This window comes from Streptomyces sp. NPDC001880, assembly GCF_053594575.1.
Map to the genome: position 1 here is coordinate 1 of NZ_JBSFET010000090.1, position 23608 is coordinate 23608.

22 protein-coding genes, 1 other RNA gene and 2 pseudogenes are annotated in these 23608 nt (G+C 71.0%); 15 read left to right on the forward strand and 10 right to left on the reverse strand.

The genetic code is table 11. From position 1 onward, the window contains the following. On the forward strand, positions 1–399 hold a 399-nt coding region (locus tag ACWCQ6_RS30050), incomplete at its 5' end, for a M24 family metallopeptidase (protein WP_451094522.1). Positions 400–662: 263 nt separating this feature from the next. Beyond that, positions 663–1328, forward strand: a complete 666-nt coding sequence (locus ACWCQ6_RS30055) for a biliverdin-producing heme oxygenase (RefSeq protein ID WP_451094524.1) — start codon at positions 663–665, stop codon at positions 1326–1328. A 15-nt stretch (positions 1329–1343) separates the two neighbouring features. Here the strand turns inward: ACWCQ6_RS30055 and ACWCQ6_RS30060 are convergent, their stop codons facing one another. Further along, positions 1344–1997: a PhzF family phenazine biosynthesis protein gene (locus tag ACWCQ6_RS30060; RefSeq protein ID WP_451094560.1), complete on the reverse strand. Its 654-nt coding sequence runs from the start codon at positions 1995–1997 to the stop codon at positions 1344–1346. Positions 1998–2104: 107 nt separating this feature from the next. After that, complete coding sequence (locus ACWCQ6_RS30065; RefSeq protein ID WP_451094526.1) at positions 2105–2272, reverse strand: hypothetical protein; 168 nt, start codon at positions 2270–2272, stop codon at positions 2105–2107. 246 nt (positions 2273–2518) lie between these two features. Between ACWCQ6_RS30065 and efeO the strand changes: the two genes are divergently transcribed. The 4 genes from efeO to ACWCQ6_RS30085 all read left to right on the forward strand — a co-directional run bounded on the left by efeO (position 2519) and on the right by ACWCQ6_RS30085 (position 6967). After that, on the forward strand, positions 2519–3655 hold the full coding sequence (gene efeO, locus ACWCQ6_RS30070; protein WP_451094528.1) for an iron uptake system protein EfeO: 1137 nt from the start codon (positions 2519–2521) through the stop codon (positions 3653–3655). 20 nt (positions 3656–3675) lie between these two features. Further along, positions 3676–4950, forward strand: coding sequence for an iron uptake transporter deferrochelatase/peroxidase subunit (gene efeB, locus ACWCQ6_RS30075; protein ID WP_451094530.1), 1275 nt, complete (start codon positions 3676–3678; stop codon positions 4948–4950). A gap of 30 nt (positions 4951–4980) precedes the next feature. Further along, positions 4981–5817: an iron uptake transporter permease EfeU gene (efeU, locus tag ACWCQ6_RS30080; protein WP_451094532.1), complete on the forward strand. Its 837-nt coding sequence runs from the start codon at positions 4981–4983 to the stop codon at positions 5815–5817. Between the two features lie 178 nt (positions 5818–5995). Then, the gene (locus ACWCQ6_RS30085) at positions 5996–6967 is read left to right on the forward strand and encodes a hypothetical protein (protein WP_451094534.1); all 972 of its coding nucleotides are present in this window, start codon (positions 5996–5998) and stop codon (positions 6965–6967) included. Between the two features lie 57 nt (positions 6968–7024). Here ACWCQ6_RS30085 and ACWCQ6_RS30090 read toward each other — a convergent pair whose 3' ends face one another. Both ACWCQ6_RS30090 and ACWCQ6_RS30095 read right to left on the reverse strand, forming a co-directional pair. Then, on the reverse strand, positions 7025–7771 hold the full coding sequence (locus ACWCQ6_RS30090; protein WP_451094536.1) for a bifunctional DNA primase/polymerase: 747 nt from the start codon (positions 7769–7771) through the stop codon (positions 7025–7027). Between the two features lie 220 nt (positions 7772–7991). Then, positions 7992–8194: pseudogene (locus tag ACWCQ6_RS30095) on the reverse strand (helix-turn-helix domain-containing protein); the annotation flags it as partial. Between the two features lie 166 nt (positions 8195–8360). Here ACWCQ6_RS30095 and ddaH point away from each other — a divergent pair. Further along, complete coding sequence (gene ddaH / locus ACWCQ6_RS30100) at positions 8361–9230, forward strand: dimethylargininase (RefSeq protein ID WP_451094538.1); 870 nt, start codon at positions 8361–8363, stop codon at positions 9228–9230. Positions 9231–9245: 15 nt separating this feature from the next. Here the strand turns inward: ddaH and ACWCQ6_RS30105 are convergent, their stop codons facing one another. Next, positions 9246–10241, reverse strand: coding sequence for a small ribosomal subunit Rsm22 family protein (locus tag ACWCQ6_RS30105; RefSeq protein ID WP_451094540.1), 996 nt, complete (start codon positions 10239–10241; stop codon positions 9246–9248). A 141-nt stretch (positions 10242–10382) separates the two neighbouring features. Here ACWCQ6_RS30105 and ACWCQ6_RS30110 point away from each other — a divergent pair, with 141 nt between their 5' ends. After that, the gene (locus ACWCQ6_RS30110) at positions 10383–11690 is read left to right on the forward strand and encodes a hypothetical protein (RefSeq protein ID WP_451094542.1); all 1308 of its coding nucleotides are present in this window, start codon (positions 10383–10385) and stop codon (positions 11688–11690) included. Positions 11691–11763: 73 nt separating this feature from the next. Here ACWCQ6_RS30110 and ACWCQ6_RS30115 read toward each other — a convergent pair whose 3' ends face one another. After that, positions 11764–13092, reverse strand: a complete 1329-nt coding sequence (locus tag ACWCQ6_RS30115; RefSeq protein WP_451094544.1) for a multidrug effflux MFS transporter — start codon at positions 13090–13092, stop codon at positions 11764–11766. A gap of 86 nt (positions 13093–13178) precedes the next feature. Between ACWCQ6_RS30115 and ACWCQ6_RS30120 the strand changes: the two genes are divergently transcribed. Next, positions 13179–14207, forward strand: coding sequence for a Gfo/Idh/MocA family protein (locus tag ACWCQ6_RS30120; protein ID WP_451094562.1), 1029 nt, complete (start codon positions 13179–13181; stop codon positions 14205–14207). On the opposite strand, the pseudogene ACWCQ6_RS30125 reads toward ACWCQ6_RS30120, so the two are convergent. Next, positions 14194–15822, reverse strand: a pseudogene (locus ACWCQ6_RS30125) (alkaline phosphatase D family protein). The gene ACWCQ6_RS30120 and the pseudogene ACWCQ6_RS30125 sit on opposite strands and share 14 nt — an antisense overlap. Positions 15823–16084: 262 nt before the next feature. Here ACWCQ6_RS30125 and ACWCQ6_RS30130 point away from each other — a divergent pair. The 4 genes from ACWCQ6_RS30130 (at position 16085) to ACWCQ6_RS30145 (ending at position 18816) form a co-directional block, all read left to right on the forward strand. Beyond that, the gene (locus ACWCQ6_RS30130; protein WP_451094546.1) at positions 16085–16858 is read left to right on the forward strand and encodes an SDR family oxidoreductase; all 774 of its coding nucleotides are present in this window, start codon (positions 16085–16087) and stop codon (positions 16856–16858) included. Between the two features lie 135 nt (positions 16859–16993). Further along, positions 16994–17422, forward strand: coding sequence for a MazG-like family protein (locus ACWCQ6_RS30135; protein WP_451094548.1), 429 nt, complete (start codon positions 16994–16996; stop codon positions 17420–17422). A gap of 65 nt (positions 17423–17487) precedes the next feature. After that, a complete protein-coding gene (locus tag ACWCQ6_RS30140) occupies positions 17488–18390 on the forward strand; it encodes a glycosyltransferase family 2 protein (protein ID WP_451094550.1) in 903 nt (300 codons plus the stop codon). A 60-nt stretch (positions 18391–18450) separates the two neighbouring features. Beyond that, a complete protein-coding gene (locus ACWCQ6_RS30145; RefSeq protein ID WP_451094552.1) occupies positions 18451–18816 on the forward strand; it encodes a VOC family protein in 366 nt (121 codons plus the stop codon). Here the strand turns inward: ACWCQ6_RS30145 and ACWCQ6_RS30150 are convergent. From ACWCQ6_RS30150 to ACWCQ6_RS30160, 3 genes are all read right to left on the reverse strand, one after another. Then, the gene (locus tag ACWCQ6_RS30150) at positions 18794–19711 is read right to left on the reverse strand and encodes a metallophosphoesterase family protein (protein WP_451094554.1); all 918 of its coding nucleotides are present in this window, start codon (positions 19709–19711) and stop codon (positions 18794–18796) included. The two genes, ACWCQ6_RS30145 and ACWCQ6_RS30150, sit on opposite strands and share 23 nt — an antisense overlap. Positions 19712–20668: 957 nt before the next feature. Beyond that, positions 20669–21070, reverse strand: an RNA gene (gene rnpB / locus ACWCQ6_RS30155) — RNase P RNA component class A. A 55-nt stretch (positions 21071–21125) separates the two neighbouring features. After that, entirely contained in the window at positions 21126–21695 is a 570-nt protein-coding gene (locus tag ACWCQ6_RS30160) for a Uma2 family endonuclease (protein ID WP_451094564.1), read from the reverse strand. A 179-nt stretch (positions 21696–21874) separates the two neighbouring features. Between ACWCQ6_RS30160 and ACWCQ6_RS30165 the strand changes: the two genes are divergently transcribed. Both ACWCQ6_RS30165 and ACWCQ6_RS30170 read left to right on the forward strand, forming a co-directional pair. Continuing rightward, complete coding sequence (locus tag ACWCQ6_RS30165; RefSeq protein ID WP_451094556.1) at positions 21875–22630, forward strand: MerR family transcriptional regulator; 756 nt, start codon at positions 21875–21877, stop codon at positions 22628–22630. After that, positions 22627–23463 carry a hypothetical protein gene (locus ACWCQ6_RS30170; protein ID WP_451094558.1) on the forward strand — a complete coding sequence of 279 codons (837 nt, stop codon included), beginning with the start codon at positions 22627–22629 and terminating at the stop codon, positions 23461–23463. Before ACWCQ6_RS30165 ends, ACWCQ6_RS30170 begins: the two co-directional genes overlap by 4 nt. Positions 23464–23608: the final 145 nt, after the last annotated feature.

A 23608-nucleotide genomic window follows, 5' to 3' on the forward strand; every position in this document is an offset into this window, starting at 1 on the left:
GAGGAGTCCAGGCTGCTCGTGGAGCGCACCGAGGAGTCGCTGAACCGGGCCATCAAGGCGGTCCGGCCGGGGCGGCAGATCAATGTGATCGGGCGGGTCATCGAGTCGTACGCCAAGCGCTTCGGCTACGGCGTGGTGCGGGACTTCACCGGGCACGGGATCAATTCCTCGTTCCACTCCGGCCTGATCATCCCGCACTACGACAGCCCGCACGCGACCACCGTGATGCGGCCCGGGATGACGTTCACCATCGAGCCGATGCTGACGCTGGGCAGCCATGACTACGACATGTGGGACGACGGCTGGACCGTGGTGACGAAGGACCGCAGGCGCACCGCGCAGTTCGAGCACACGCTGGTGGTGACGGAGACGGGCGCGGAGATCCTGACGCTCCCGTAGCCCTCACCCGGACAGTTCCACTCCGGAAGCGGCCGCCCCCGGGCGGCCGTTTCCGCGTACCCGGACGTTTTCCCGCACTCGACGCGGAGGAGGAACCAGGCGTATCGTTTTTACCGACAAAGTGTCGGGAAGTTGTTTGCTCAGGCAACCCTAAGTACGAAGATCGGTGCTGTCGACATCAATCGCTGCGATACGCGGTCGCTGCCGGCATCCCTGTCTCTTCCAGGACTTTTCCGCCCCCCTCGGCCCCCCGGAGGCCCGCCTTGGACACCACCGCCGCCACCACGCCCTTCTCCACACTCATCCGCACCGCGTCGCACGAGCAGCACACCGAGGCGGAGACCTCGACCTTCATGAGCGACCTGCTGGGCGGGCGGCTCGGAGTGGACGCGTACACGCGCTACACCGAGCAGCTGTGGTTCGTGTACCGGGCACTGGAGGAGGGCGCGCAGGCACTGCAAGGCGATCCGGTCGCCGGTCCCTTCATCCGGCCAGAGCTGATGCGCACCGCCGAGCTGGAGCGCGATCTGGCCCATCTGCGGGGTGCCCACTGGCGCGAGGGCCTGGAGCCGCTGCCCGCCACGGCCGCGTACGCCACCCGGGTCGCCGAGTGCACCTGCAGCTGGCCGGCCGGATATGTCGCGCACCACTACACCCGCTACCTCGGCGACCTCTCCGGCGGCCAGATCATCCGCGACCGGGCGGAGAAGACCTGGGGCTTCGCACGCAAGGGCGACGGGGTCCGGTTCTACGTCTTCGAGGAGATATCCAACCCCGCCTCGTTCAAGCGGGACTACCGCGAGCTGCTGGACGCGGTGGACGTGGACGACCTGGAGAAGCAGCGGATCGTCGCCGAGTGCAAGCGCGCGTTCGCGCTGAACACAGCGGTGTTCCGGGAGCTGGGCGAGGTGTTCCCGCTCAGCGCGTAGTGTCCTCGGCCCGGTTCAGTACCGGGCCCTGACGGCGGCGAGTGCCACGCGGCCCCCGATCTCCACCGTGCCGTCGGGTGCGGGAGCGGTGAGGATCTGGGAGCCGCGTCCCTGTGTGATGTTGAGGGCGCGCCCCAGCTCCGCGCTGAGCAGCAGCGCCGCCGCGCCCGTCGCCTCGTCCTCCACGATGTCGTCGTCCCGCCGGGGGAACGCCCGTGCCCTGACCCGGCCGGCCGCCTCGTCCTCCCAGGCCCATGCGTACAGCCATCCCTCCCCCGGCGGCGGCCCGGTGAGCGCCTCGATCTCGGCGGCCGAGCCGTACTGCTCCAGCGTGCGCGGCGGCGCCCACTCGGGGCGGGCGGTGATCCAGCTGAACTCGCCGTCCTGGCGGGCGAAGACATCCCCGACCGGAAGCTCCAGGATCTCCAGGTCGAGCAACCAGGCCGTACCGACGAGCGGATGCCCGGCGAACGGGAGGCGCAGTCCCGGGGTGTAGATGTCGACGTGCCCGCGCTCGGGGTCGTCGACGAACACCGTCTCGCTGAAGCCCAGCCGGCGGGTCAGCTCCTGCCGGGAGGCCCGGTCCGGGTACGTACGACCGTCGCGCACCACGCCGAGGGCGTTGCCGTGTCGGCCGTCGGGGCCGCAGAACACGCGCAGTACGTCCATGCCGACGGGTACCACGAAGTCGCTGTCGCTCACATGGGCATTCAAGCACCGTCCGTACAGCGACCGTTGGGCCGGTCCGGGCAGTGCCGTCGTGGGACGCGGACGGGTCAGGCGGTGCGGCGGCGGGCCACCACGCCGCCTCCGGCGCCGGCCGCCACGACCACGCCCGAGGCGGCGAACAGGCCGCGGGCCGGGAGGCCGGAGCCGGTGGCGGCTAGAAAGCCCGCGCCACCGGCCGAACCGCCGAGGGATCCGCCTGCGGAACCGCCGCCCACGCTGCCGCCACCGGTGGCCGCGGAGCCGCTCGTCGTGCCGGAACGAGGGGCTTGACCATCGCTTGACCATTCCGTGGGGCACTCATGAGCTGCCCGTGATCGCACCGTTCCCGGGCAGCTCGGATGAGAGCTGAATCACTGCACGGGTGGGTACTGCTCAGGTAAGCCTCGGTTAGGTTAGGTTCGCCTCACCTACCTTTGTCCGATTCTTCACCCGCTTCTCCTTCGTCCTCATGTGGAGCCCGTATGCGAGCCGTTCGTCTCTCCGTCGTCACCGCTGCCGCCACGGTGGCCGCTCTGACCGCCGTCACGGGCTGCGCACAGAAGAGCGACGGCAAGGGCGACGGTGCCCTGCAGGTCGTCGCGAAGGACGACTCCTGCGAGGTGTCGAAGAAGAAGCTCCCGGCCGGTCACATCGAACTGGCCGTGGAGAACAAGGGCTCCAAGGTCACCGAGGTCTACGTGCTCTTCCCGGACGACCGCATCGTCGCCGAGCGCGAGAACATCGGCCCCGGCACCAAGGCCACCATCACGGCCGAGATCAAGGCCGGTTCGTACGAGATCGCCTGCAAACCCGGCATGAAGGGCCACGGCATCCGGCAGAAGCTGGAGGTCACCGGCGGCAAGGCGGCCAAGCGCAGCCCCGAGATGGACAAGGCCGTCGCGGAGTACCGCACCTACGTCCAGGCCCAGGCCGACGAGACGCTGCCGAAGGCCAAGAAGTTCACGGACGCCGTCGCCGCCGGTGACATCGAGGCCGCCAAGAAGCTCTACGCCGACTCCCGGCTCGGCTGGGAGCGCACCGAGCCGGTCGCCGAGTCCTTCGGCGACATCGACCCGAAGGTCGACATCCGCGAGGACGGCCTGGAGGACGGCCAGAAGTGGACCGGCTGGCACCGCCTGGAGAAGGCGCTGTGGCAGGACAAGAAACTGGGCGCCGAGGAGAAGGCCCTCGCCCCGCTCCTCTACAAGGACCTGCTCGACTGGCAGCAGCGGGTCGGCACGGCGGAGATCACCCCGACCTCGATGGCCAACGGCGCCAAGGAGCTCCTGGACGAGGTCGCCACCGGCAAGGTCACCGGTGAGGAGGAGCGCTACAGCCACACCGACCTGGTCGACTTCAAGGGCAATGTCGAAGGCGCCGAGAAGTCCTACGAGTTGCTGAAGCCGATCGCCTCGAAGAACGACGCGGCGCTGACCGCCACCCTGGACAAGCGGTTCGCGGAGCTGAACACGCTGCTCGACAAGTACCGCAAGGACAAGAGCTCCTACGAGTTCACCTCGTACGAGAAGGTCGGCAAGGCGGACCGCAAGGAGCTGTCGGACGCGGTCAACGCGCTGGCGGAGCCCCTGTCCCGGCTCGCCGCCGCGGTGACGAAGTAACGAGCGGGAGGACTTCGGTCATGTCCGATCAGACACAGGCCGGCGAGGCCCCGGAGAAGACCGCCGGTTCCACCCCGTCCCGCCGGGCACTGCTCGGCTGGGGCGGCGCGGGTCTCGCGCTGGGCGCCGTCGCGGGCGGCGGAGCGGTCGCCGCGGTGCGCACGCAGAGCGACCCGGTGCCGGCCGCGGACAGCGGTGCGGCCGTGCCGTTCCACGGTGCGCACCAGGCCGGTATCGCCACCGCCGTGCAGGACAGGCTGCACTTCGCCGCGTTCGACGTGACGACGAAGGACCGCGGCGAGCTGATCGCGCTGCTCAAGGAGTGGACGCGGGCGGCGGAGCGGATGACGGCCGGTCACGCGGTCGGTGACGGGGCGTACGGCGGTCTCGCCGAGGCCCCGCCGGACGACACGGGTGAGGCGCTGGGGCTGAAGCCGTCCCGGCTCACGCTCACCATCGGCTTCGGGCCCTCACTCTTCGCCAAGGGCCGGTTCGGCCTGGAGGACAAGCAGCCCGAGGCGCTCGTCGACCTGCCGAAGTTCCCCGGCGACAACCTCGACGCGGCCCGCAGCGGCGGCGATCTCTGCGTCCAGGCGTGTGCGGACGATCCGCAGGTCGCGGTGCACGCCATCCGCAACCTCGCCAGGATCGGCATGGGCCGCACCGCGATCCGCTGGTCCCAGCTGGGCTTCGGCAAGACGTCCTCGACGACGCCGGACGCCCAGACCCCGCGCAACATGATGGGCTTCAAGGACGGCACCCGGAACATCTCCGGCACCGACGCCGCCGCCCTGGACAAGCACGTGTGGGTCGGCGAGAAGGACGACGCGGGCTGGATGACCGGGGGTTCGTACCTGGTGGCCCGCCGCATCCGGATGCACATCGAGACCTGGGACCGCGCCCCGCTCCAGGAGCAGGAGGACATCTTCGGCCGCGACAAGGGCGAGGGCGCCCCGGTCGGCAAGTCCAAGGAGCGCGACGAGCCGTTCCTGAAGGCGATGCTGCCCACCGCGCACGTGCGCCTCGCCCACCCGGACAGCAACGGCGGCGCGACGATCCTGCGCCGCGGCTACTCCTTCACCGACGGCACGGACGGCCTCGGCCGTCTCGACGCCGGGCTGTTCTTCATCGCCTACCAGCGCGACTCGCGCAAGGCGTTCATTCCGCTCCAGCGGCACCTGGCGGCGCACGACGCGCTCAACGAGTACATCCAGCACGTGGGTTCGGCGCACTTCGCCGTCCCGCCTGGCGTCCGCGACAAGGACGACTGGTGGGGCCGGGCACTGTTCTCGTAACGGGCCGGAGCAGAAAAGGAGAACGGAAACGTGTTCAGCAACTTCCTGATCGGCCTGCGCGAGGGGCTTGAGGCCAGCCTGGTCGTCTGCATCCTCATCGCCTACCTGGTGAAGACCGGCAACAGGGACAAGCTGGTAGCGATCTGGACCGGTGTCGGGATCGCGGTCGCCGTCAGCCTGGCGTTCGGCGCCGGGCTCGAATTCGGTTCGCAGGAGATGACGTTCAAGGCCCAGGAGGCGCTGGGCGGAACGCTGTCGATCGTCTCCGTCGGCCTGGTCACCTGGATGGTCTTCTGGATGCGGCGCACCGCGCGGCACCTGAAGACGGAGCTGCACGGCAAGCTCGACGCGGCACTCTCGATGGGCACCGGCGCACTGGTCGCCACGTCGCTCCTCGCGGTGGGCCGGGAGGGCCTGGAGACCTCGCTGTTCGTGTGGCGTGCGGTGCACGCGGCGGACGACGGCTGGCACCCGCTGATCGGTGCGCTCCTCGGCATCGCCACCGCCGTCGTGCTGGGCTGGCTGTTCTACCGGGGCGCGCTGAAGATCAATCTGTCGAAGTTCTTCACCTGGACCGGCGGCATGCTGGTGGTCGTCGCCGCGGGCGTGCTCGCGTACGGCGTCCACGACCTCCAGGAAGCGGAGTTCATCGGCGGTCTTCACAACCTGGCGTTCGACATCAGCTCCACGATTCCGCCGGACAGCTGGTACGGCACGCTGCTGAAGGGCACGTTCAACTTCCAGCCCGACCCGACCGTTCTCCAGGTCACGGTGTGGGCGCTGTATCTGATCCCCACCCTCGCGCTGTTCCTCGCCCCGGTAGGGTTCGGACGATCAGAGGGCCGGGCAGTGGGCGAAGCGGGTTGAGGAGCGGGGCCGGGGTGCGTGCATCGCAAGGCGGAGCGTCGGTGATCGACGACAACGCCGCACGGTGCGCACGCCGGCCCCGTGACGCCGCGAAGTCCGCTGCCCCGCCCTCCCAGTGGGGGCGACGGATCGGAAGGCGCGGAAGCAGCGGATGAGAAGCCTGAGGCCGGTTCGGCTGATGACAGGGCTCGCGACGGCGACGGTGCTGTCCATGACGGCGAGCGGCTGCGTGACGGTGCACGGCGAGCTGGAAGTGGTGCCGGGGGCGACCAGGTCCGAGGCCGCGAAGGCCCTGGCGGACTTCACCACCGCGTACAACGCGGCGGACAAGGCCTACGACCCGGCCCTGGACGCGGACCGGGTCACCGGTTCACTCGGTGCGATCAACCAGGCCGGGCTGAAGGCGCGGCAGAAGATCCATCCGGACGGCAACCCGGACCATGCGCCGCTGGAGCTGACCGACGCCAGGTATCTCATCCCGAAGAAGGCCGGCTGGCCGCGGTGGTTCCTCGCGGACACCGACTCCAACCGCGACCAGGACGGCGGGAAACTGGACACCCGCTGGCTGGTCGTCTTCGTCAAGTCCGGGCCCGGCGCCGGGTGGAAGGCCTCCTATCTGTCGGTCGTCGCGCCCTCCGGGATGCCCGCCCTCGCGAAGGACGGCGACGGCCGGGCCAGACCGGTGGCCGCCGACAGCACGGAACTGGCCGTGGCTCCCGAGGACTTGAGCACCCAGTACACGCAGTACCTGCAGAAGGGCACCCCGGACGTCTTCGCCCCCGGCACCGCCACCTCGGGCTGGCGGGAGGCACGCCGGACGACCCGGCGGGCGGGGTTCTCGTACCAGTACATCGACCAGCCGCTGGACAGCGGTGCGTTCGGCCCGCTCGGCCTGGAGACGGATGACGGCGGGGCGCTGGTCTTCTTCAGCAGCAAGCACTTCGAGCGGCAGACCGCGGCGAAGGGGCTGCGCCCGCCGGTCGACCAGGACGTGGAGGCGCTGCTGACCGGTGAGGTTCAGTCCACCCTCACCAAGGAGCGGATCTCCAGCCAGTTGGTGTACGTCCCGAAGAAGGGCTCGACGAAGGACGGCGGCAAGGTGGTCGTGCTGAACCGGCTGCCTGGTCTGACGGCGGCGAAGGGATCGTGACGGAACGGGGCCGCCCCGCGTTCGGGAACGGCCCCGGCCCGATCCGGACGAAAGGCCTCAGCGGCTCAGCGGCCAGGCCACCGAGTCGTGGTCGAGTCCGCTCCGGTCCGCCTCGTCCGCGTACTGCGCGCACGCGTCGGTGAGCGTCGCCAGCAGGGTCAGCGGGTCGGGCAGCGGGTTCTCCGGCCCGCGCACCCACCGCACGTCCAGTTCACCGGGGAGCCGGGCCGGCGGCAGGAGCACATAGCTGCCGCGGCAGTGCCATCGCAGCCCCGGGTGCTCGTCCATGGTCTCGGGGTGGCAGTCGAGCTCGCACGGCCACCATTCGTCCTCGTCCTCGGGCGTTCCCCGGGTGGCGGTGAAGAAGAGCATCCGGTCGTCGCCGGACCGGGCGACCGGGCCGACGTCGATGCCGGCGGCGAGGAGCCGTTCCAGTGCCCGGGTGCCCGCGGGCAACGGCACGTCGAGCACGTCGTGGATCATGCCGGTCGCGGTGATGAAGTTCGCCTGCGGCTGGCTGCGGGCCCATCGCTCGATCTGGGCCCGGTCGGTCGTGGACTGCGTCTGCCAGGCGAAGGAGATGGGGTGCCGGGCGGGGGTGGGACAGCCGATGCGTTCGCACGAACATCGGTACCCGATCGGATGCGCGGCCGGCGCGATCGGCATTCCGGCCTCGGCGACGGCCAGGAGCAGCGCCTCCCGGGCGGTGTCGTCGACCTCGCTCTGCTGCGGTTTGGGTCGGCGGCGAAGCCATTGGGAAAATTTGCTCTCTGAGCCGCGATAACGGCCGACATCGGCGCCCATCTATCCCCTTACCTCAGCGTTGCCCCAACCCATGCTCCCACCATCCTGCGCCTCGGGTGGCCGGAGTTCCGAAGCGGGGTACGGGCGACGATGCCGTGAGCTGGGCACTATGCCACTGGTTGTCATGAAATGACGGGTGCGTCTCCGGGTGCCGGTCCGCGCTGGGCGTGGTCGACGACCGCATCCGCGTACTCGTGCGTGAGCGGGAGGGTACGCAGCCGACGAAGGCCTCCAGGAGGACGGCGGCCTCGGAGGGCCACCAGCGGCAGACCGTCTGCTTGCCGACACCGGCCCGCGCGCGATCGCCTCGATGGTGGTCCTGGGGTGGCCCACCTCCGCGACCAGGGCGAGCGCCGCGTCGTGGCTCGCGCGGCGCGAGCGTTCGCTGCGGCGGCCGGCGTCGGGCGAACGGTTCTCTACCATGCCGGCCGGTCCAGCGGCGGACGAGGCTATACGCATCGTCTCCCGGCTGCACGGAACCACCCGATCGGATCACTGCGCGCGGGCTCCGGAGAGCGGACCATGGGCTCACGCACGCACCCGTGCGATGTCCCGGCAGGCAACCCCTGCCTTGCGTGAGGAGGCTTCATTGCCCACTCGTCACCCGTCCCCCACCCCTCACGGAGGCGCTTCGCGCCGCACCTCCTGCCGTCAGGCCACTCCCCGCCGCTACCTGATGTGCGCGCCCACGCACTTCAAGGTGACGTACTCCATCAACCCCTGGATGGACCCCAGCAAGCCCGTGGACCTCCCCCTGGCCCAGACCCAGTGGGAGGACCTGCGCGACCGGTACCGCGCCCTCGGGCACACCGTGGAGCTGATCGCCCCCCGCCCCGAGCTGCCCGACATGGTGTTCGCCGCCAACGGCGCCACCGTCATCGACGGCCGGGTGCTGGGGGCCCGCTTCGCGTACCGGGAGCGGTACGAGGAGGCCGGGGCCCATCGCGAGTGGTTCCGGGCGAACGGCTTCACCGAGATCCACGAACCGGACCATGTCAACGAGGGCGAGGGCGACTTCGCGGTCACCGCCTCGTACGTCCTGGCCGGCCGGGGCTTCCGGTCCAGTCCGCTGTCGCACGGCGAGGCGCAGGAGTTCTTCGGGCGGCCGGTGATCGGGCTCGATCTGGTCGACCCGCGCTACTACCACCTGGACACGGCACTGTCGGTGCTCGACGACGCGGGCGACGAGATCATGTACTACCCGGGCGCCTTCTCGCCGGGCAGCCGCTCGGTGCTGGCCCGGCTCTTCCCGGGTGCGCTGATCGCCGAGGAGGCGGACGCCGCGGCGCTCGGTCTGAACGCGGTGAGCGACGGTCTCCACGTACTGCTGCCGCAGGCCGCGACGGGGCTCTTCGACCCGCTGCGGGCGCGGGGCTTCGAGCCGGTTCCGATGGATCTGGGCGAGCTGCTCAAGGGCGGCGGCAGCGTGAAGTGCTGCACGCAGGAGCTGCGGGGGTGAGCGGGCCGGCCGCCCTCAGGTGTCCTCGCCGGGCGGCCACTCGTCGCCCCATGCGGCGTCCCGGGCGGCCCGGTACAGCTCGCCGTGCCGCTTGGTGACCGTGGCACGCCGCAGGGCCTCGTCGCGGGTGCACAGGTCCAGCAGCACCTGCCCCTTGCGGATCTGCGGCTTGCGGGTGACCCGCGCCCGGACGGGCTCCGTCCCGAAGCGGGTCGCCACGACATAGCTGAACTTCTCGTCCTCGTAGGGCAGTGAGCCGCCCTTGACCTGCCGGTGCAGGGAGGAGCGGCTGACCCTGGCCGAGAAGTGGCACCAGTCCGTGCCCGGCTCGATCGGGCAGGCCTCGCTGTGCGGGCAGGGCGCGGCGACCTTCAGCCCGGCGGCGATCAGCCGGTCGCGGGCCTCGATGATCCGGGCGTAGCCGTCGGGGGTGCCCGGTTCGACGACCACGACCGCCTGCGCCGCGGCCGCGGCGGTGTCGACGAGGGCGGCGCGGACGTCCGCCGTCAGCTCCTTGAGTACGTAGGAGACGGTGATCAGGTCGGTGGGGGCGAGTTCCTGGCCCGCGCCGATCCGGGCCCGGCGCCACTCGGCGGCGCGCAGGGCGGGGACGCCGGAGAGCTCCGCCAGTTCACGGCCGAGGGCGAGTGCGGGCTCGGCCCAGTCCAGCACGGTGGTGCGCGGCCCCTCCCAGGTCCCTGCCACGGCCCAGCTCGCCGCTCCGGTGCCGCCGCCGATGTCGGTGTGCGTGCCGGGCACCCAGTCCGGGGCGGCCTCCTGGAGCGCGGCGAGGGCGGCCCGTACCGCTTCGAAGGTGGCGGGCATCCGGTACGCGGCGTACGCGGCGACGTCGGAACGGTCGCGGAGCACCGGCGCGTCGGTCGGGGTGGTCCCGCGGTAGTTGGCGATGAGCCGTTCGACGGCCTGGGCGGCCTGCTTGGGCGGCAGCCCGTCGAGCAGTCCGGCCAGGGCCGCGCGCAGATCTTCCGCGGTGGGGAGGGTGGCGTTCACCGACAAATTGTAGGCAAAGGCGGACCACCTGCTTCCGCCCCGGTTTCGGCACCGAACCGCAACCCTTCCGAACTGCCGCGACACCTGAGCAAGTTGCTACGCTGACCGCCGCGAGGTCGGGATTGCCCATCGAGGGGAACCATGAGACAGAAGATCGTGCGCCTGGTTCTGGTCGGCGGAGTGTTCGTGCTTGTCATGCTTCTTCTGCTCGCCACATGCGGCAGCGGCGAGAAGGCCAAGGACGAGCCCGAGAAGCAGACCAGGAAGAGCCCGGCCCAGGTGACTCAGCTCACCGTTCCCTCCGCGTACGCGACGGAGCACGGCTGGGAGCTCATCGGGACCTCGCCCGACTACGCGATCTCCCGGACGACGGGCCGTCTCGCCTATCTGGTACGGGAGTCGGAGACCAAGTACCAGCTGCGGACCATCGACGCCAAGACGGGGCAGGCGGGCTGGCACGGCGAGAGCTGGCGGCCCCCGTCCCCGCACCAGTTCCCGAAGCTCCTCCAGGTCACCGTCGACGACCACGAGTACTTCGTGACGTGGGCGTACGGGAAGGTCGGCGAGAACGCGCTGACCCCCGCCGACACGATCGTCTCCCTGGACGTCTACGACGTGGAGGAAGGCTCCCGGCGGCGCGTCGAGGTGCCGTGGAGCTCCGTGCCCACGGTCTCGACGACCGGCCCCGGCATCCTCATCAGCGACGGCCGGACGAACAGCGCGGTGGTCGACCCGGTGACCGGCCGGGTGTCGAAGGTCGAGGCTGCCTCGCTCAAGTACCCGAAGGGCTGCAAGACCTGCAAGCAGCTCACCGAGGTGCGCGGGCTGACGCAGAAGGGCCTGCTGGTCAGCGGGGCCAAGGAGTTCTGGGTGCAGGGCGGCTGGTTCAGCCGCGACATCGCCCCCAAGGGCACGGACAAGCAGAGCGGAATCCCGACCTCTGTGATCCCGGGGCTGGTTCTGGCGAAGTGGCAGCTCGCCAAGGGCGCCAAGCGCGCCACCACGCACGACATGTGGACGGTGCACGACGTGGAGTCGGGCAAGCCCCTGGCTTCGGTGGAGTGCAGCAAGCCCGCGATAAAGCCGGGCCAGTACCCGCAGCTCGTCTCCGCGCCCTCGGGCTCCTACCTGGTGGCCGGTCCGCTCGCCTTCGACCTGGCCACGAAGCGGGGCTTCTGCTTCGAGGGCGCGGACGGCACCAAGCCGCTGACCCTGGCCTCCGTGAACGACGAGGGCACCGCGTACGGCGCGGCGAGCGCCCGCAACGCGGCGGACGTCCTGGCCGGCGGCGGCGCCCCGGTCGCGGTCGCCGTCAGGAGCGGTTCGACGGGCGCACTGCCCTCGAACGTGCGGGTTCCGGGCATGGAGACCGCGGACGGCGTGGGCCTGTTCCGCTGGACGGACGAGAAGAACCGCCCGCACCTGATCGGCTACCCGAGGTCGTCGTAGCGTCGGGGGCCGGCGGGGCCGTGGTCCGGCCCCACCGCCCCACCTCACGAGCCCCGGGTCCCGCCGCCCCGCGTCACGCCGTCCGCTGCCAGGGCCGGCACAGGCCGAGGAAGCAGGCCATCGCGCCCACCGCGCAGGCCAGCTGGACGACGGCCATCGGGACGGCCGTGCCCTCGCCCGCGATCCCGACGAGGGGTGAGACGACGGCGCCGATCAGGAAGGACGAGGTGCCGAGCAGCGCGGAGGCGGAGCCGGCGGCGTGCTTCGTCCGCATCAGCGCCTGCGCGTTCGTGTTCGGCATCGCCATGCCCATCGCCGACATCAGCACGAACAGCCCGGCGGCGACCGGGGCCAGGCCCACCTCGCCGAAGACTCCGGTCGTCATCAGCAGCAGCGCGAGCGCGGCGAGGGTGATGACGAAGAGCCCGAAGGCGAGCACCTTGTCCAGGCTGACCCGGCCGACCAGGAGCTTGCCGTTGATCTGGCCGACGGCGATCATGCCGACCGAGTTGATGCCGAAGAGCAGGCTGAACGTCTGCGGCGACGCCCCGTAGATCTCCTGCACGACGAACGGCGATGCGCTCACGTACGAGAAAAGGGCAGCGAAGGCGAGGCTGCCCGCGATCATGTAGCCGGTGAAGACCCGGTCGGCGAGCAGTTGGCGCATGGTGCGCAGCGCGTCGCCGAGGCCGCCGGTGTGCCGGTCCTGCGGGGGCAGGGTCTCGCCCAGCCACTTCCAGACGACGAGGGTGAGCACCAGGCCGACGACGGTGAGGACGGCGAAGATTCCGCGCCAGTCGGTGAACCGCAGCACCTGGCCGCCGATCAGCGGGGCGACGATCGGCGCGACGCCGGAGATGAGCATCAGAGTGGAGAAGAACTTGGCCATCGCCACGCCGTCGTACATGTCGCGCACCACGGCACGGGCGATGACGATGCCCGCCGCGCCGGCCAGGCCCTGGAGCAGGCGGAAGCCGATGAGGAGCCCGGTGGTGGGCGCGAAGACACACATCGCGGTGGCGACGACGTAGATGATCATGCCGAGGAGCAGCGGCCTGCGCCTCCCCCACCGGTCGCTCAGCGGTCCGATCACGACCTGTCCGAGCGCCAGACCGGTCAGGCATGCGGTGAGGGTGAGCTGGACGGTGGCGGCGGGCGCGTGCAGGGACTCGGTGACCGCGGGCAGGGCGGGGAGGTACATGTCCATGGAGAGCGGCGGTACCGCGGTGAGCCCGCCGAGGACGAGAGTGACGAGAAGTCCGGTGCGCCGGGCCGCCGGGGCCGCCGGGGCGGCCGGTGCTCCGGGTGGGGTGCCGGTGGTTCCGGGCTCCGTGGCTCCGGTTTCGGCGGTCGGTATGTGTGTGCGCTCCTGCTGGGTCCGGCTCGCGCCGCTCTCCGGCATTCTCATCTCCATGTCGTTGAATCCGCATCTATGCTCTCAGCTCAGCCGGACTGGTCGAGACCTCTTGGGGAGCACGCATGACAGGCATGGGCGGCACTGTGCGGTGGGGTGTGCTGGCGACCGGCGGTATCGCCACGGCGTTCACCGAGGATCTCCGGTCGATGCCGGACGCGGAAGTGGTGGCCGTCGCATCTCGGACGGATGCCTCGGCGCGGGCGTTCGCCGAGCGGTTCGGGATACCCCGGGCGTACGGCAGTTGGGCCGCTCTCGCCGCCGACGACGAGGTCGATGTGGTGTACGTCGCGACTCCGCACTCGGCGCACCGGGAGGCGGCGGCGCTCTGTCTGGAGGCCGGCAAGCACGTGCTGTGCGAGAAGGCGTTCACGCTCAACGCGCGGGAGGCGGGCGAGCTGGTGAAGCTCGCCCGGGACCGGGGCCTCTTCCTGATGGAGGCGATGTGGACGTACTGCAACCCGGTGATCCGGCGCATGACGGAGCTGGTGCGGGACGGTGCCATCGGCGAGATCCGCACCGTGCAGGCCGACTTCGGGCTCGCGGGCCCCTTCGGCCCCGAACACCGGCTGCGCGACCGGGCGCTGGGGGGCGGCGCGCTGCTGGACCTCGGGGTCTATCCGGTGTCGTTCGCGCAGCTGCTGCTGGGTGAGCCGGACCGGGTGCGGGCCGACGCGGTGCTCTCCCCCGAAGGCGTCGACCTGCACACCGCGATGCTGCTGGGCTGGTCGGAGGCGGGCGCCTCTGCGCTGCTGAACTGCTCGATCGTCGCGGACACCCCGCAGACCGCAGCGGTCACGGGCACAAAGGGCCGGATCGAGTTCCCGCGCGGCTTCTTCTACCCGGAGCGGTTCGTGCTGCACCGGCCCGGACACGAGCCCGAGGAGTTCACCGCAGAAGGCTCCGGAACCGCCGGGTCCGCGGACGAGGGGCTGCGCGGCCTGCAGTTCGAGCAGGCCGAGGTGATGCGGGCGCTGCGGGCGGGCGAGACGGAGTCGCCCTTGGTGCCGCTGGACGGCTCGCTGGCCGTGATGCGGACGCTCGACGCGGTACGTGACCGCATCGGCGTCCGCTACCCGGCGGACGGCCTCACGCAGGGGTGAGGCCCTGGTTCCCGGCCTCGGTGACGAACGACGCGGCCGTCGAGAGGGGCGCGCCGGGTGTGGTGACGGCGGACACCGTGCGGTAGTCGGCGCGCGCCTGCTCCCCGCCCAGCGTGACGACGGCGTATCCGCGCCGGCCGTTGAAGAACTTCATGTGCGGGTTGGCCTGCATCTGGTTGTTCCAGCTGCCGGGCCGGTCCGAGCCGTCCTTGCCGCTGGTGATGGAGGTGGCGACGATCTCCGTGCCGACGGTGCGGGAGGCGGGGTCGTCGAAGTCCTTCTTCAGGTCGAAGCCGTAGCCGACGTGCACATCGCCGGTCAGCACCATCAGGTTGTCGATTCCGGCGGCCTCGGCCCCCTTCAGGACCCGGTCCCGGGAGGCCGGGTAGCCGTCCCACGCATCCATGGACAGCTTGAAGGCGTCGGTGGGCACGTCGCGCCGCTGGGCGAAGACGACCTGCTGCGGTACGACGTTCCAGGTGGCCCGGGAGGCGTGCCAGCCGTTCAGCAGCCAGCGCTCCTGGGCGGCGCCGGTCATGGTGCGCGAGGGGTCCTCGGACTCCGGTCCGGGCTTCTGCCAGCCGTCGCCGTACGCCTGGTTGCTGCGGTACTGGCGGGTGTCGAGGATGTCGAACTGGGCGAGGCTGCCGAAGTGCAGGCGCCGGTAGAGCTTCATGTCCGGGCCGGCCGGCCGCTGCGGCATGCGCAGCGGCTGGTTCTCCCAGTACGCGCGGTAGGCCGCGGCACGGCGCAGCAGGAATTCCTCCGGTGGTACGCCGTTCTCGGGGATGTCGCCCGCATAGTTGTTCTCGGTCTCGTGGTCGTCCCAGGTGACGACGAAGGGATGCGCGGCGTGGGCGGCGCGCAGATCTGGGTCGGACTTGAAGAGGCCGTACCGCAGCCGGTAGTCCTCCAGCGTGACCGTCTCCTTGTCGAAGTGGGCCGGGAGCGTGCGGTCGGTGTACTTGCGGGCTCCGCCGGTCGCGTCGACGGCGTACTCGTAGAGGTAGTCACCGAGGTGGAAGACCACGTCGACGTCCTCCTGGGCGAGGTGCTTGTACGCGGTGAAGTAGCCGTCGCGGTAGGCCTGGCAGGAGACGGCGGCCAGGCTCAGCGAGCTGTTGCGGGCACCGCGGGCGGGCGCGGTGCGGGTCCGGCCGACGGGGCTGGTCCACGTTCCGGTGCGGAAGCGGTAGTAGAGGACCCGGTCGGCTTCGAGGCCCTTGACCTCGACGTGGACGCTGTGGTCGAACTCGGGGTGGGCGGTGGCCGATCCACGCCGTACGACACGGGAGAAGCGCTCGTCGCGGGCGAGTTCCCAGCGCACCTGCACCCGGGCCCGGGGCAGTCCGCTGCCGGGCTCGTAGGGGCGCGGTGCGAGTCTCGTCCACAGCAGGACCGAGTCGGGAAGCGGGTCGCCCGAGGCGACGCCGAGGGTGAACGGGTCGTCGCCGATCTTCCTGACGTCCAGCTCGGCGGCGCTCGCGGTACCCGCGGCGGGCAGGTTGACCGAGAAGGCGAGCGCGGCGGCGGCGCCGGTGACGGTGAGGAAACGGCGGCGCCCGACCTACTTGGCGGCGTCGCGCATCTCCTGCTGGTGCGATGAGACTGTCATCTGGCCCTCCCCTGGCTGGTGATGTACGCGGGCAGTTCACCGGCTCAGCACATCGAGCGGCTGTCGTGTTCGCGTCGCTGGGACGTCGCGCGGGTGAGGAATGCGGCAGCAATGGATCCGCGGGGACAAAGCACGCATCCACAACGGGGCATCGATCATCTTCGACGGCCGACCGGAGCTCGAACGCGCCGCCTCACACGCCGTCTTGACCCCGTGTCGCCTCACGCGCCCCCCGGGAGGGAAGGGCGTACGCTGCGGCCCCATGAGCAACAAACCGTTGAATTCTGCTGCGCGGACGGCGGTCGTGACGGGCGCGGGCTCCGGAATCGGCCGCGCGGTGGCGCTCGCCCTGACCGGCGCCGGCTGGTCGGTGGCGCTCGCGGGCCGGCGGCCGGAACCCCTCGCCGAGACCGCCGCGCTGGCCGGGGAGCACGCCCGGGTGATCACCGTCCCCGCCGATGTGTCCCGCCCCGACGACGTGACCGCGCTGTTCTCCTCGGTACGGGAGTGCTTCGGCCGCCTCGATCTGCTCTTCAACAACGCCGGTACGTCCGGCCCGCGTTCGGTCCCGGTGGAGGACCTCTCGGTGGCGGACTGGCGCTCGGTGGTGGACGTGAACGTGACGGGCGCGTTTCTGTGCGCGCAGGCGGCGTACCGGCTGATGAAGGACCAGGACCCGCAGGGCGGCCGGATCATCAACAACGGCTCGATCTCCGCCCACGCACCGCGCCCCCACTCGGTCGCATACACCACGGCCAAGCACGCGATGACGGGGCTGACGAAGTCCCTCTCGCTGGACGGACGCCCGTACCGGATCGCCTGCGGGCAGATCGACATCGGCAACGCGGCCACGGGCATGACCGAGCAGATGCGGACCGGCATCCTCCAGGCCAACGGCGAACTCGCGGTCGAGCCGGTGATGGCGACGGCGGACGTGGCCCGGACGGTGCTCCACATGGCGGAGCTGCCGCTGGAGGCGAACATGCAGTTCGCGACGGTCCTTGCGACGGCGATGCCGTACGTGGGGCGCGGCTGACGGTGCGCGGCCCGCCGGACATTCCGGCGAGCGCCCCGGCGCGGGCGCTCGAACTGCGGGCGGGCGACGCCCGGGTGGGGGTGAGCGGGACCGGAATCCGCATCGGGGCTGACAGGCCCTGGCAGGGTGAGCACCATGGACCAGCAGAGCACCCACGGCCATGAGGACCGGGACCACGGCACCTGGAGGACGATCGACGAGCTGCACGGCTGGCTCGACGCGGAGACCGGCATCCCGCCCGAGCAGGATCTGCTGCTGCGGATGCTGAAGCTGTCGGAGGAGGTGGGCGAGGTCGCCCAGGCCGTCATCGGGGCGACCGGCCAGAACCCGCGCAAGGGCGCCACCCATTCCTGGCAGGACGTGGAGGTCGAGCTCTGCGACGTCATCGTGACGGCGATGGTCGCGCTGCGCACCCTCACCCCCGACGCGGCGGCCGTCTTCGACCGGCATGTACGGCGCCTGGCGGCACGCCCGCGCGAGCCGCTCGCCCCGCCCCCGCAGGCCCCCGGCACCGCGCCCCGGACGAGGACCACGGGGCATGGCGGGGCGGCAACGGGTGGCTGAACAACGGGCGACCATCGCTTGGGGCTACGATCACGGGCACCGCAGCGAGACCAGGAGTGCCGACCGTGTCCGAACCGCGCATCGCCGTTTCCATCGTCACCATGGGCGATCGCCCGCAGGAGGTCGAGGCCCTGCTGGCCTCGGTGGCCGGGCAGGACGTCCGCCCGGCCCGCCTCGTCGTCGTGGGCAACGGATCGCCCCTCCCGGACTTCTCCGCGTTTCCCGGCCTGTCCGATCTGCCCGGCGGTGTGACGACGATCGAGCTGCCGGAGAACCTGGGCTGCCCCGGGGGCCGCAACGTCGCCCTCGCCAAGCTGGCGGAGTTCGGCGACGTGGATGTCGTCATCGAGCTCGACGACGACGGACTCCTGGTCGACGACGGGGTGTTCCGCAAGGTCCGGGAGCTGTTCGCCGCCGACCCGCAGCTCGGCATCATCGGCTTCCGGATCGCCGACGAGCACGGCGAGACCCAGCGCCGTCACGTACCGCGGCTGCGCGCCGGCGACCCGATGCGGCGCGGGCCGGTCACCGCGTTCCTGGGCGGCGGCCACGCCTTCTCCATGAAGATGCTCGCCCAGACGGGCCCCTGGCCCGCGGAGTTCTTCTTCACGCACGAGGAGACGGACCTGTCCTGGCGGGCGCTCGACGCCGGCTGGAAGATCCTGTACGAGCCGGATCTGCTGCTCCAGCACCCCAAGACCTCCCCGGCCAGGCACTCCGTCTACTACCGGATGACGGCCCGCAACCGGGTCTGGCTGGCCCGCCGGAACCTGCCCCTCCCCCTGGTCCCGGCCTACCTGGGCACCTGGACCCTGCTCACCGTGGCCCGCACCCGCTCGGCGACGGGTCTGCGCGCCTGGGCCGGCGGCTTCGCCGAGGGCGTCCGTACCCCGTGCGGGCGAAGGCAGCCGATGCGCTGGCGCACGGTGTGGCGGATGACCAAACTGGGACGGCCGCCGGTCATCTGACCCGCGCCGGGTCCGGCGACGAGGGGTGGCACGGAGTCAGTCCCACGACAGGAGTTGCCGATGTCCGTCCGCAGAATCGTCCCCAACATCCGGACCGCGGGTGGCCCCGCCGCCGAAGGGATGGAGCGGAGCGCGGAGTTCTACGGCCTGCTGGGCCTGGAGGAGGTCATGAACCACGGCTGGATCAGGACGCTCGCCTCCGCCTCCCACCCCTCGGTCCAGCTCAGCGTCATGGGGGCCGACGCGACCGCCCCGGTCGCACCGGACCTGAGCATCGAGGTCGAGGACGTGGACGCGGCCCACACGGCCATGCGGGAGAGCGGCGCGGAGATCGTGTACCCGTTGCGCGACGAGGAGTGGGGCGTACGCCGCTTCTTCGTCCGCGACCCGAACGGACGCGTCGTCAACGTGCTGGGCCACCGCTGACGGGCCCCTCCCGGGCTGCACCGTCGCCCCCCTCGTCGCCCTCGCCGTCATAGGGAAGGATCTGCCGCAGCAGGCCCCTGGGGTGGCCGCGCTTGCGCCACTCCCTCGGGTAACCGATGGAGACCTCCTCGAAGCGCACTCCGTCGTACCAGGTCGTACGGGGAATGTGCAGATGTCCGTAGACCACGGCCGCCACGTTGAAGCGCCGGTGCCAGTCGGCGGTGAGCCGCGTACCGCACCACTGTGCGAACTCGGGGTACCACAGGATGTCCATCGGTTCGCGCACCAGCGGCCAGTGGCCGGCGACGACCAGCGGGATCTGCGGATCGTGTGCCGCCAGGCGCCGTTCGGTCTCCGCCACCCGCGCCCGGCACCAGGCGTCGCGGCTCGGGTACGGGTCGGGGTGCAGCAGGAACTCGTCGGTGCACAACACGCCCGTCCGGCGCGCGTACGCCAGGGATTCCTCCTTGGTCGTCGTGCCCGGCGCCCGGAAGCTGTAGTCGTACAGCACGAACACGGGCGCCACGGCCACCGGCCCGCCCGGTCCGGCCCACACGGGATACGGGTCCTCCGGAGTGCTCACCCCCAGGCTCCGGCACAACTCGACCAGGTGCTCGTACCGCTCCTGGCCCCGCAGCCGGACCGGATCGCGCTCGGGCGTCCACAACTCGTGGTTCCCCGGGGCCCAGACCACCCGGCTGAAGCGGCCCGCGAGCAGCCGCAGCGCCCACTCCACGTCCGCCATCCGCTCCGCGACATCACCGGCGACGATCAGCCAGTCCTCGTCCGATCCGGGCCGCAGGGACTCGATGAGGGGACGGTTGTCCGACATCCCCACATGAAGGTCACTCACCGCCAGCAGGGCGCCGGGGCTTCCATCGGTTCGATCGGACATGCAGAACCTTCCCGCGGGTCGACTGAACGAAATAGTGCCTCACCGCGGACCGCCCCGAGCCCTTCAAGTCCAAGCTCGCCGCCCTCGGCACCCGGGCAACCGGTTACCTCTCCACGACGGCCCCCCGCGCGCGGCTTCCTCTGGCCGGACCTGGTCCATCTCGACCCCGAACCGGACCGGCTCGTCGGTGACCGTGACCTGCGGCGACCTGAGCAGCAGCCGGGGCGCCACGCACACGGTGCGCGTCCGGGTGCGGTGATCGCGGACCGCGCCCGGTGACCGCGGGCCGGTCGGGCCTGCCGAGTTGCCGGTACGCGGGTGTGCTCGCGTACCGGCGGGATGCCGTCGAAAGCCGGAGGATGCGTGCGCGTGCCCGTCTCCTGTTCTCCTTCTGCGGCCATCACGTTTACTGTTAAAAGGTGATTAAAACCGAGCATGAGACCGGTCCCCAGGGGGCGCTTGTCTGCCCGGTCTGCAAGCAGCCCGTGACCGCGGCTGTGAAGAGACGGCACAAGAGTCTCGGAATCTTCGTGCCCGTGTGGCAGCCCGGCCCCTGTCATAACCCCGAATGCCCTGAATACCTGGAGGCCCCGAAGCAACCCGACCACCAGGAAACCAACACCTGAATCTCCTCCCTGTTCCACCGGGTGATCGCCGTCGCCCGCGAAGCGGGCAGGCCCGTCCGCTGATCGACGAACTCGGCCCGGGCCGAACCCGGTGAGAGCCTGCTGACGGGCGCAATTCAGCTGCCCTGAGTACGGCCATGAGCAGACCGAGATCGGTGTGGAGGCGGCTCGCCTATGGCGATCTGGCGACTCGCGCCCTCGGGCCACAGGACGTGAGCCGCGGCGGCCGACCCAGCCATCGGGTACCCACGACTTCGTCATCGATCTTCACCTACAGTGCGGTCAGCAATCACCGTGTTCGCTCAGGTGAGAAAGCCCCCGGTGAAGGGGGCAGACGAGTCGGGCTGTACGCCGGGTTCTGTCACCCGGTCGCCTCGCGGCGGCCGGGGAGACGGCCATCCATCTAGGACCGGCATTGCTGCCGGTCTCGTGCGGTCTACCCGCGAACTCGGGCGGGCAGCCCTCGATCATTCGCGCAGGGCCGTCTTGCGGCGGCCCCTCTTGACCTTGCTCCGGGTGGGGTTTACCTAGCCGCCTGAGTCACCTCAGGCGCTGGTGGTCTCTTACACCACCGTTTCACCCTTACCGAGGACCGAGGTCCCCGGCGGTCTGTTTTCTGTGGCACTGTCCCGCGGGTCACCCCGGGTGGCCGTTAGCCATCACCCTGCCCTGTGGAGCCCGGACGTTCCTCGGGGAGATCCGAGGATCCCCACGCGGCCGTCCGCCCGGCTCGTCTGCCGTGCCGACCATGCTACCCGTCCGCCGAGGGCCGCTGATCGGGAGAGGGCTCAGATGAGTTTCCCGGTCTCCAGGTCGAAGGCGAACGGCGCCGGCATGGTGAGCCGCTTGCCGAACGGGACCGTGCAGTGCTGACGGTAGTCGTCGCCCTCCGGGTCGCTGAACAGCGTCACCGAGGACTGTTCGCGGTCCACCAGGAGGTGGAGCGGGATCGGTCCGCGGGCGTAGCAGTGGCGCTTGTCCGTACGGTCCGCCTGGGGCTTGGTCGAGGTGACCTCGATGACGAGGGCCACCCCCTCGCACGGCATCCAGGGGTCCGCTCCCCGGTACGAGCGCAGTTCGGTGGGGGCGAAGGTGCCGTCGGGAATGACGTGGTTCTTGGGACAGCGTCCGCCGCTCGTCAGCTTCAGTCCCTTGTTCCCGGAAAAGTCCATATCGGTCCGGGCCAGTCTGATCACCTGCTTCATGATCAGACTGATGTAGTCCTCGTGGTCCCCGTCCGGCGGCGGCGTCACGACGATCTCCCCCTCGATCAGCTCGGCCCGGAAGCCCTCCGGCGTGTCCAGCGCCAGGAAGCCCTCCAGCAGGACGTCCGCCTGCGTGAGCGGTTCGTGCGGCATGGCAGTCATGTCACGCCCCTTCCTCGGTCGCTCGCCGGATTGGGGCATCGGTGGACCCGCCGTCCATGAGATGGGATTACGCCCCTCGATCGTGGCACAGGCGGGGGCGGAGTTCACGGATACCGAGGGGTGCGGTGAGTGCTTGACCTTGCCGCAGCGTCAAGGTTTCTACTGGCTCCATGCGTATCGGAGAGATCGCCGCGCTCGTCGGGGTCACCTCGCGGGCCATCCGGCACTACCACCACATCGGTCTGCTTCCCGAGCCCGAGCGCCGGGCCAATGGCTACCGCTCGTACGGCGTGCGGGACGCCGTGGTGCTGGCCCGGATCCGGCGGCTCACCGAGCTGGGGCTCGGGCTGGACGAGGTGCGGGACGTTCTCGGGGACACGGCGGGGCGTGAACTCATGCAGGTGCTGGCCGAGTTGGATGCGGATCTGGCCCGGCAGGAGGCCGGGATCAGGGAGCGGCGGCGTCGGCTGGCCGCGTTGCTGGAAGCGCCGGTCTCCGACGAGGAACCCGTGCCGCCCGCGCTCGCCGAGCTGCTGGGCACGGGGCCGGCCACCGGTTCGCCCTCGGCCGACAGGGACCGTGAGCACCTGACGCTGCTGGATGCGGCGGGCATGGGCGGTGAGGTCCGGGCCGCGCTGATGGGGCTGGCCGATGACCCGGCCGTACCCGTCCTGTACGAGCGGCTGGACGCGCTGGCCGGGGCGCCGGTGGACGACCCGCGCATCACGCCGCTCGCGGCCGACCTCGTGGCCGCTGTGCCGGACGAGGTGCTGGCGGCCATCCCGTCGGGCGGGCCGGTCGTTCCGGGGTTCGGGGAGGCGCTGCTCGACGACTGGGCGCCCGCCCAGGCCGAGGTGGTGCGCCTGGTGATGGCCGGTCTGGCCGAGCGCGTGGCGGGGGCCGGCGACGAAGGGGGTACGGGATGAGTGTCCGGGTCGCGCGATGGGCCGTGGGGGGCGCGTTGGTGGCCGAGTCGGTTCTGGTGGGCTGTCTGTCGGCCGGGGTCCGGGTGCCGGCGGTGGTGCTGCTCGGGGCCAGGGTGCTGGTGGTGGCGATGCTCGGGTTCGAGGCCGTGGTCCTGGGGCGGCTCCTGCGTGCGGGACGCCGTGCCGGGCTCGGGTGGCGGGAGGCGCTGGCGGCGGCGCTGCGTACGGTCGTACCGGAGCCGGCGCGCCGGCTCGCCGCACACGAGGTGCGCGCCCTGCACAGTCTCGGGCTGTGGCTGCGGGGACGGCGGCACGGTGTTCCCGGGGGTGCGGTCGCCGTCGCGTACACGGGCCCGCAGACCGCGATGATGTACGGCCTGCTCTTCGTCTCCGTGGTCGAGACGGTGATGCTGGCGCTTCTGATCCCTTGGCCCCTCGTGCACGGGATTCTGCTGGTGCTGGACGTGTACGGGGTGGTGTTCGTCCTGGCGCTGCATGCCTCGTGCGTGACCCGGCCGCACGTGGTGGACGCCGACGGGGCGCTGCGGCTCCGCTACGGCGGGCTGTTCGATCTGCGGATCCCCGCCGATGCCGTTGCCGGGGCGCGGGTCGAGCGGCGGTTCCCCGAGGGCGGTCCGGTGCGGGCGGGGGCGGACGGGGTGCTCGATCTCGTCGTCGGCGGGCAGACCACCGTGAGTGTGGAGTTGGCCGCTCCGGTGGAGTTCGTGCGGCCGCTGGGGAAGCGGGGGCAGGCGCGGGCGGTCCGGTTCCATGCGGATGATCCGGGCGCGGTCGTGGCCGCGCTCAGGCGGGGGCACGAAGACACCGGGTGACCGAGCCGGGGCCGGAGGACCGTCTCCTCGCGCTTGCGCAGGGGCTCCAGCGACGGTCTTCGTCTCCGGCGGCCCGATGGAGGCCGGCAAGGCCACCCTCGTCGACGGCACCGTCCGCAAGCTCGACCTGGTCAACGCGATCAGC

Excerpts from the sequence above, each read along its gene's own strand:
- ACWCQ6_RS30060 (WP_451094560.1), bottom strand. The coding sequence starts at position 1,997 with ATGGACGTACTGCGCGTGTTCTGCGGCCCCGACGGCCGACACGGCAAC.
- ACWCQ6_RS30090 (WP_451094536.1), bottom strand. The coding sequence starts at position 7,771 with ATGGGCGCCGATGTCGGCCGTTATCGCGGCTCAGAGAGCAAATTTTCC.
- ACWCQ6_RS30145 (WP_451094552.1), top strand. The coding sequence starts at position 18,451 with ATGTCCGTCCGCAGAATCGTCCCCAACATCCGGACCGCGGGTGGCCCC.
- ACWCQ6_RS30160 (WP_451094564.1), bottom strand. The coding sequence starts at position 21,695 with ATGCCGCACGAACCGCTCACGCAGGCGGACGTCCTGCTGGAGGGCTTC.
- ACWCQ6_RS30115 (WP_451094544.1), bottom strand. The coding sequence starts at position 13,092 with ATGCCGGAGAGCGGCGCGAGCCGGACCCAGCAGGAGCGCACACACATA.
- efeB (WP_451094530.1), top strand. The coding sequence starts at position 3,676 with ATGTCCGATCAGACACAGGCCGGCGAGGCCCCGGAGAAGACCGCCGGT.
- ACWCQ6_RS30135 (WP_451094548.1), top strand. The coding sequence starts at position 16,994 with ATGGACCAGCAGAGCACCCACGGCCATGAGGACCGGGACCACGGCACC.
- ACWCQ6_RS30130 (WP_451094546.1), top strand. The coding sequence starts at position 16,085 with ATGAGCAACAAACCGTTGAATTCTGCTGCGCGGACGGCGGTCGTGACG.
- ACWCQ6_RS30165 (WP_451094556.1), top strand. The coding sequence starts at position 21,875 with ATGCGTATCGGAGAGATCGCCGCGCTCGTCGGGGTCACCTCGCGGGCC.
- ACWCQ6_RS30110 (WP_451094542.1), top strand. The coding sequence starts at position 10,383 with ATGAGACAGAAGATCGTGCGCCTGGTTCTGGTCGGCGGAGTGTTCGTG.
- ACWCQ6_RS30170 (WP_451094558.1), top strand. The coding sequence starts at position 22,627 with ATGAGTGTCCGGGTCGCGCGATGGGCCGTGGGGGGCGCGTTGGTGGCC.
- ACWCQ6_RS30120 (WP_451094562.1), top strand. The coding sequence starts at position 13,179 with ATGGGCGGCACTGTGCGGTGGGGTGTGCTGGCGACCGGCGGTATCGCC.
- efeO (WP_451094528.1), top strand. The coding sequence starts at position 2,519 with ATGCGAGCCGTTCGTCTCTCCGTCGTCACCGCTGCCGCCACGGTGGCC.
- ACWCQ6_RS30150 (WP_451094554.1), bottom strand. The coding sequence starts at position 19,711 with ATGTCCGATCGAACCGATGGAAGCCCCGGCGCCCTGCTGGCGGTGAGT.
- ACWCQ6_RS30085 (WP_451094534.1), top strand. The coding sequence starts at position 5,996 with ATGACAGGGCTCGCGACGGCGACGGTGCTGTCCATGACGGCGAGCGGC.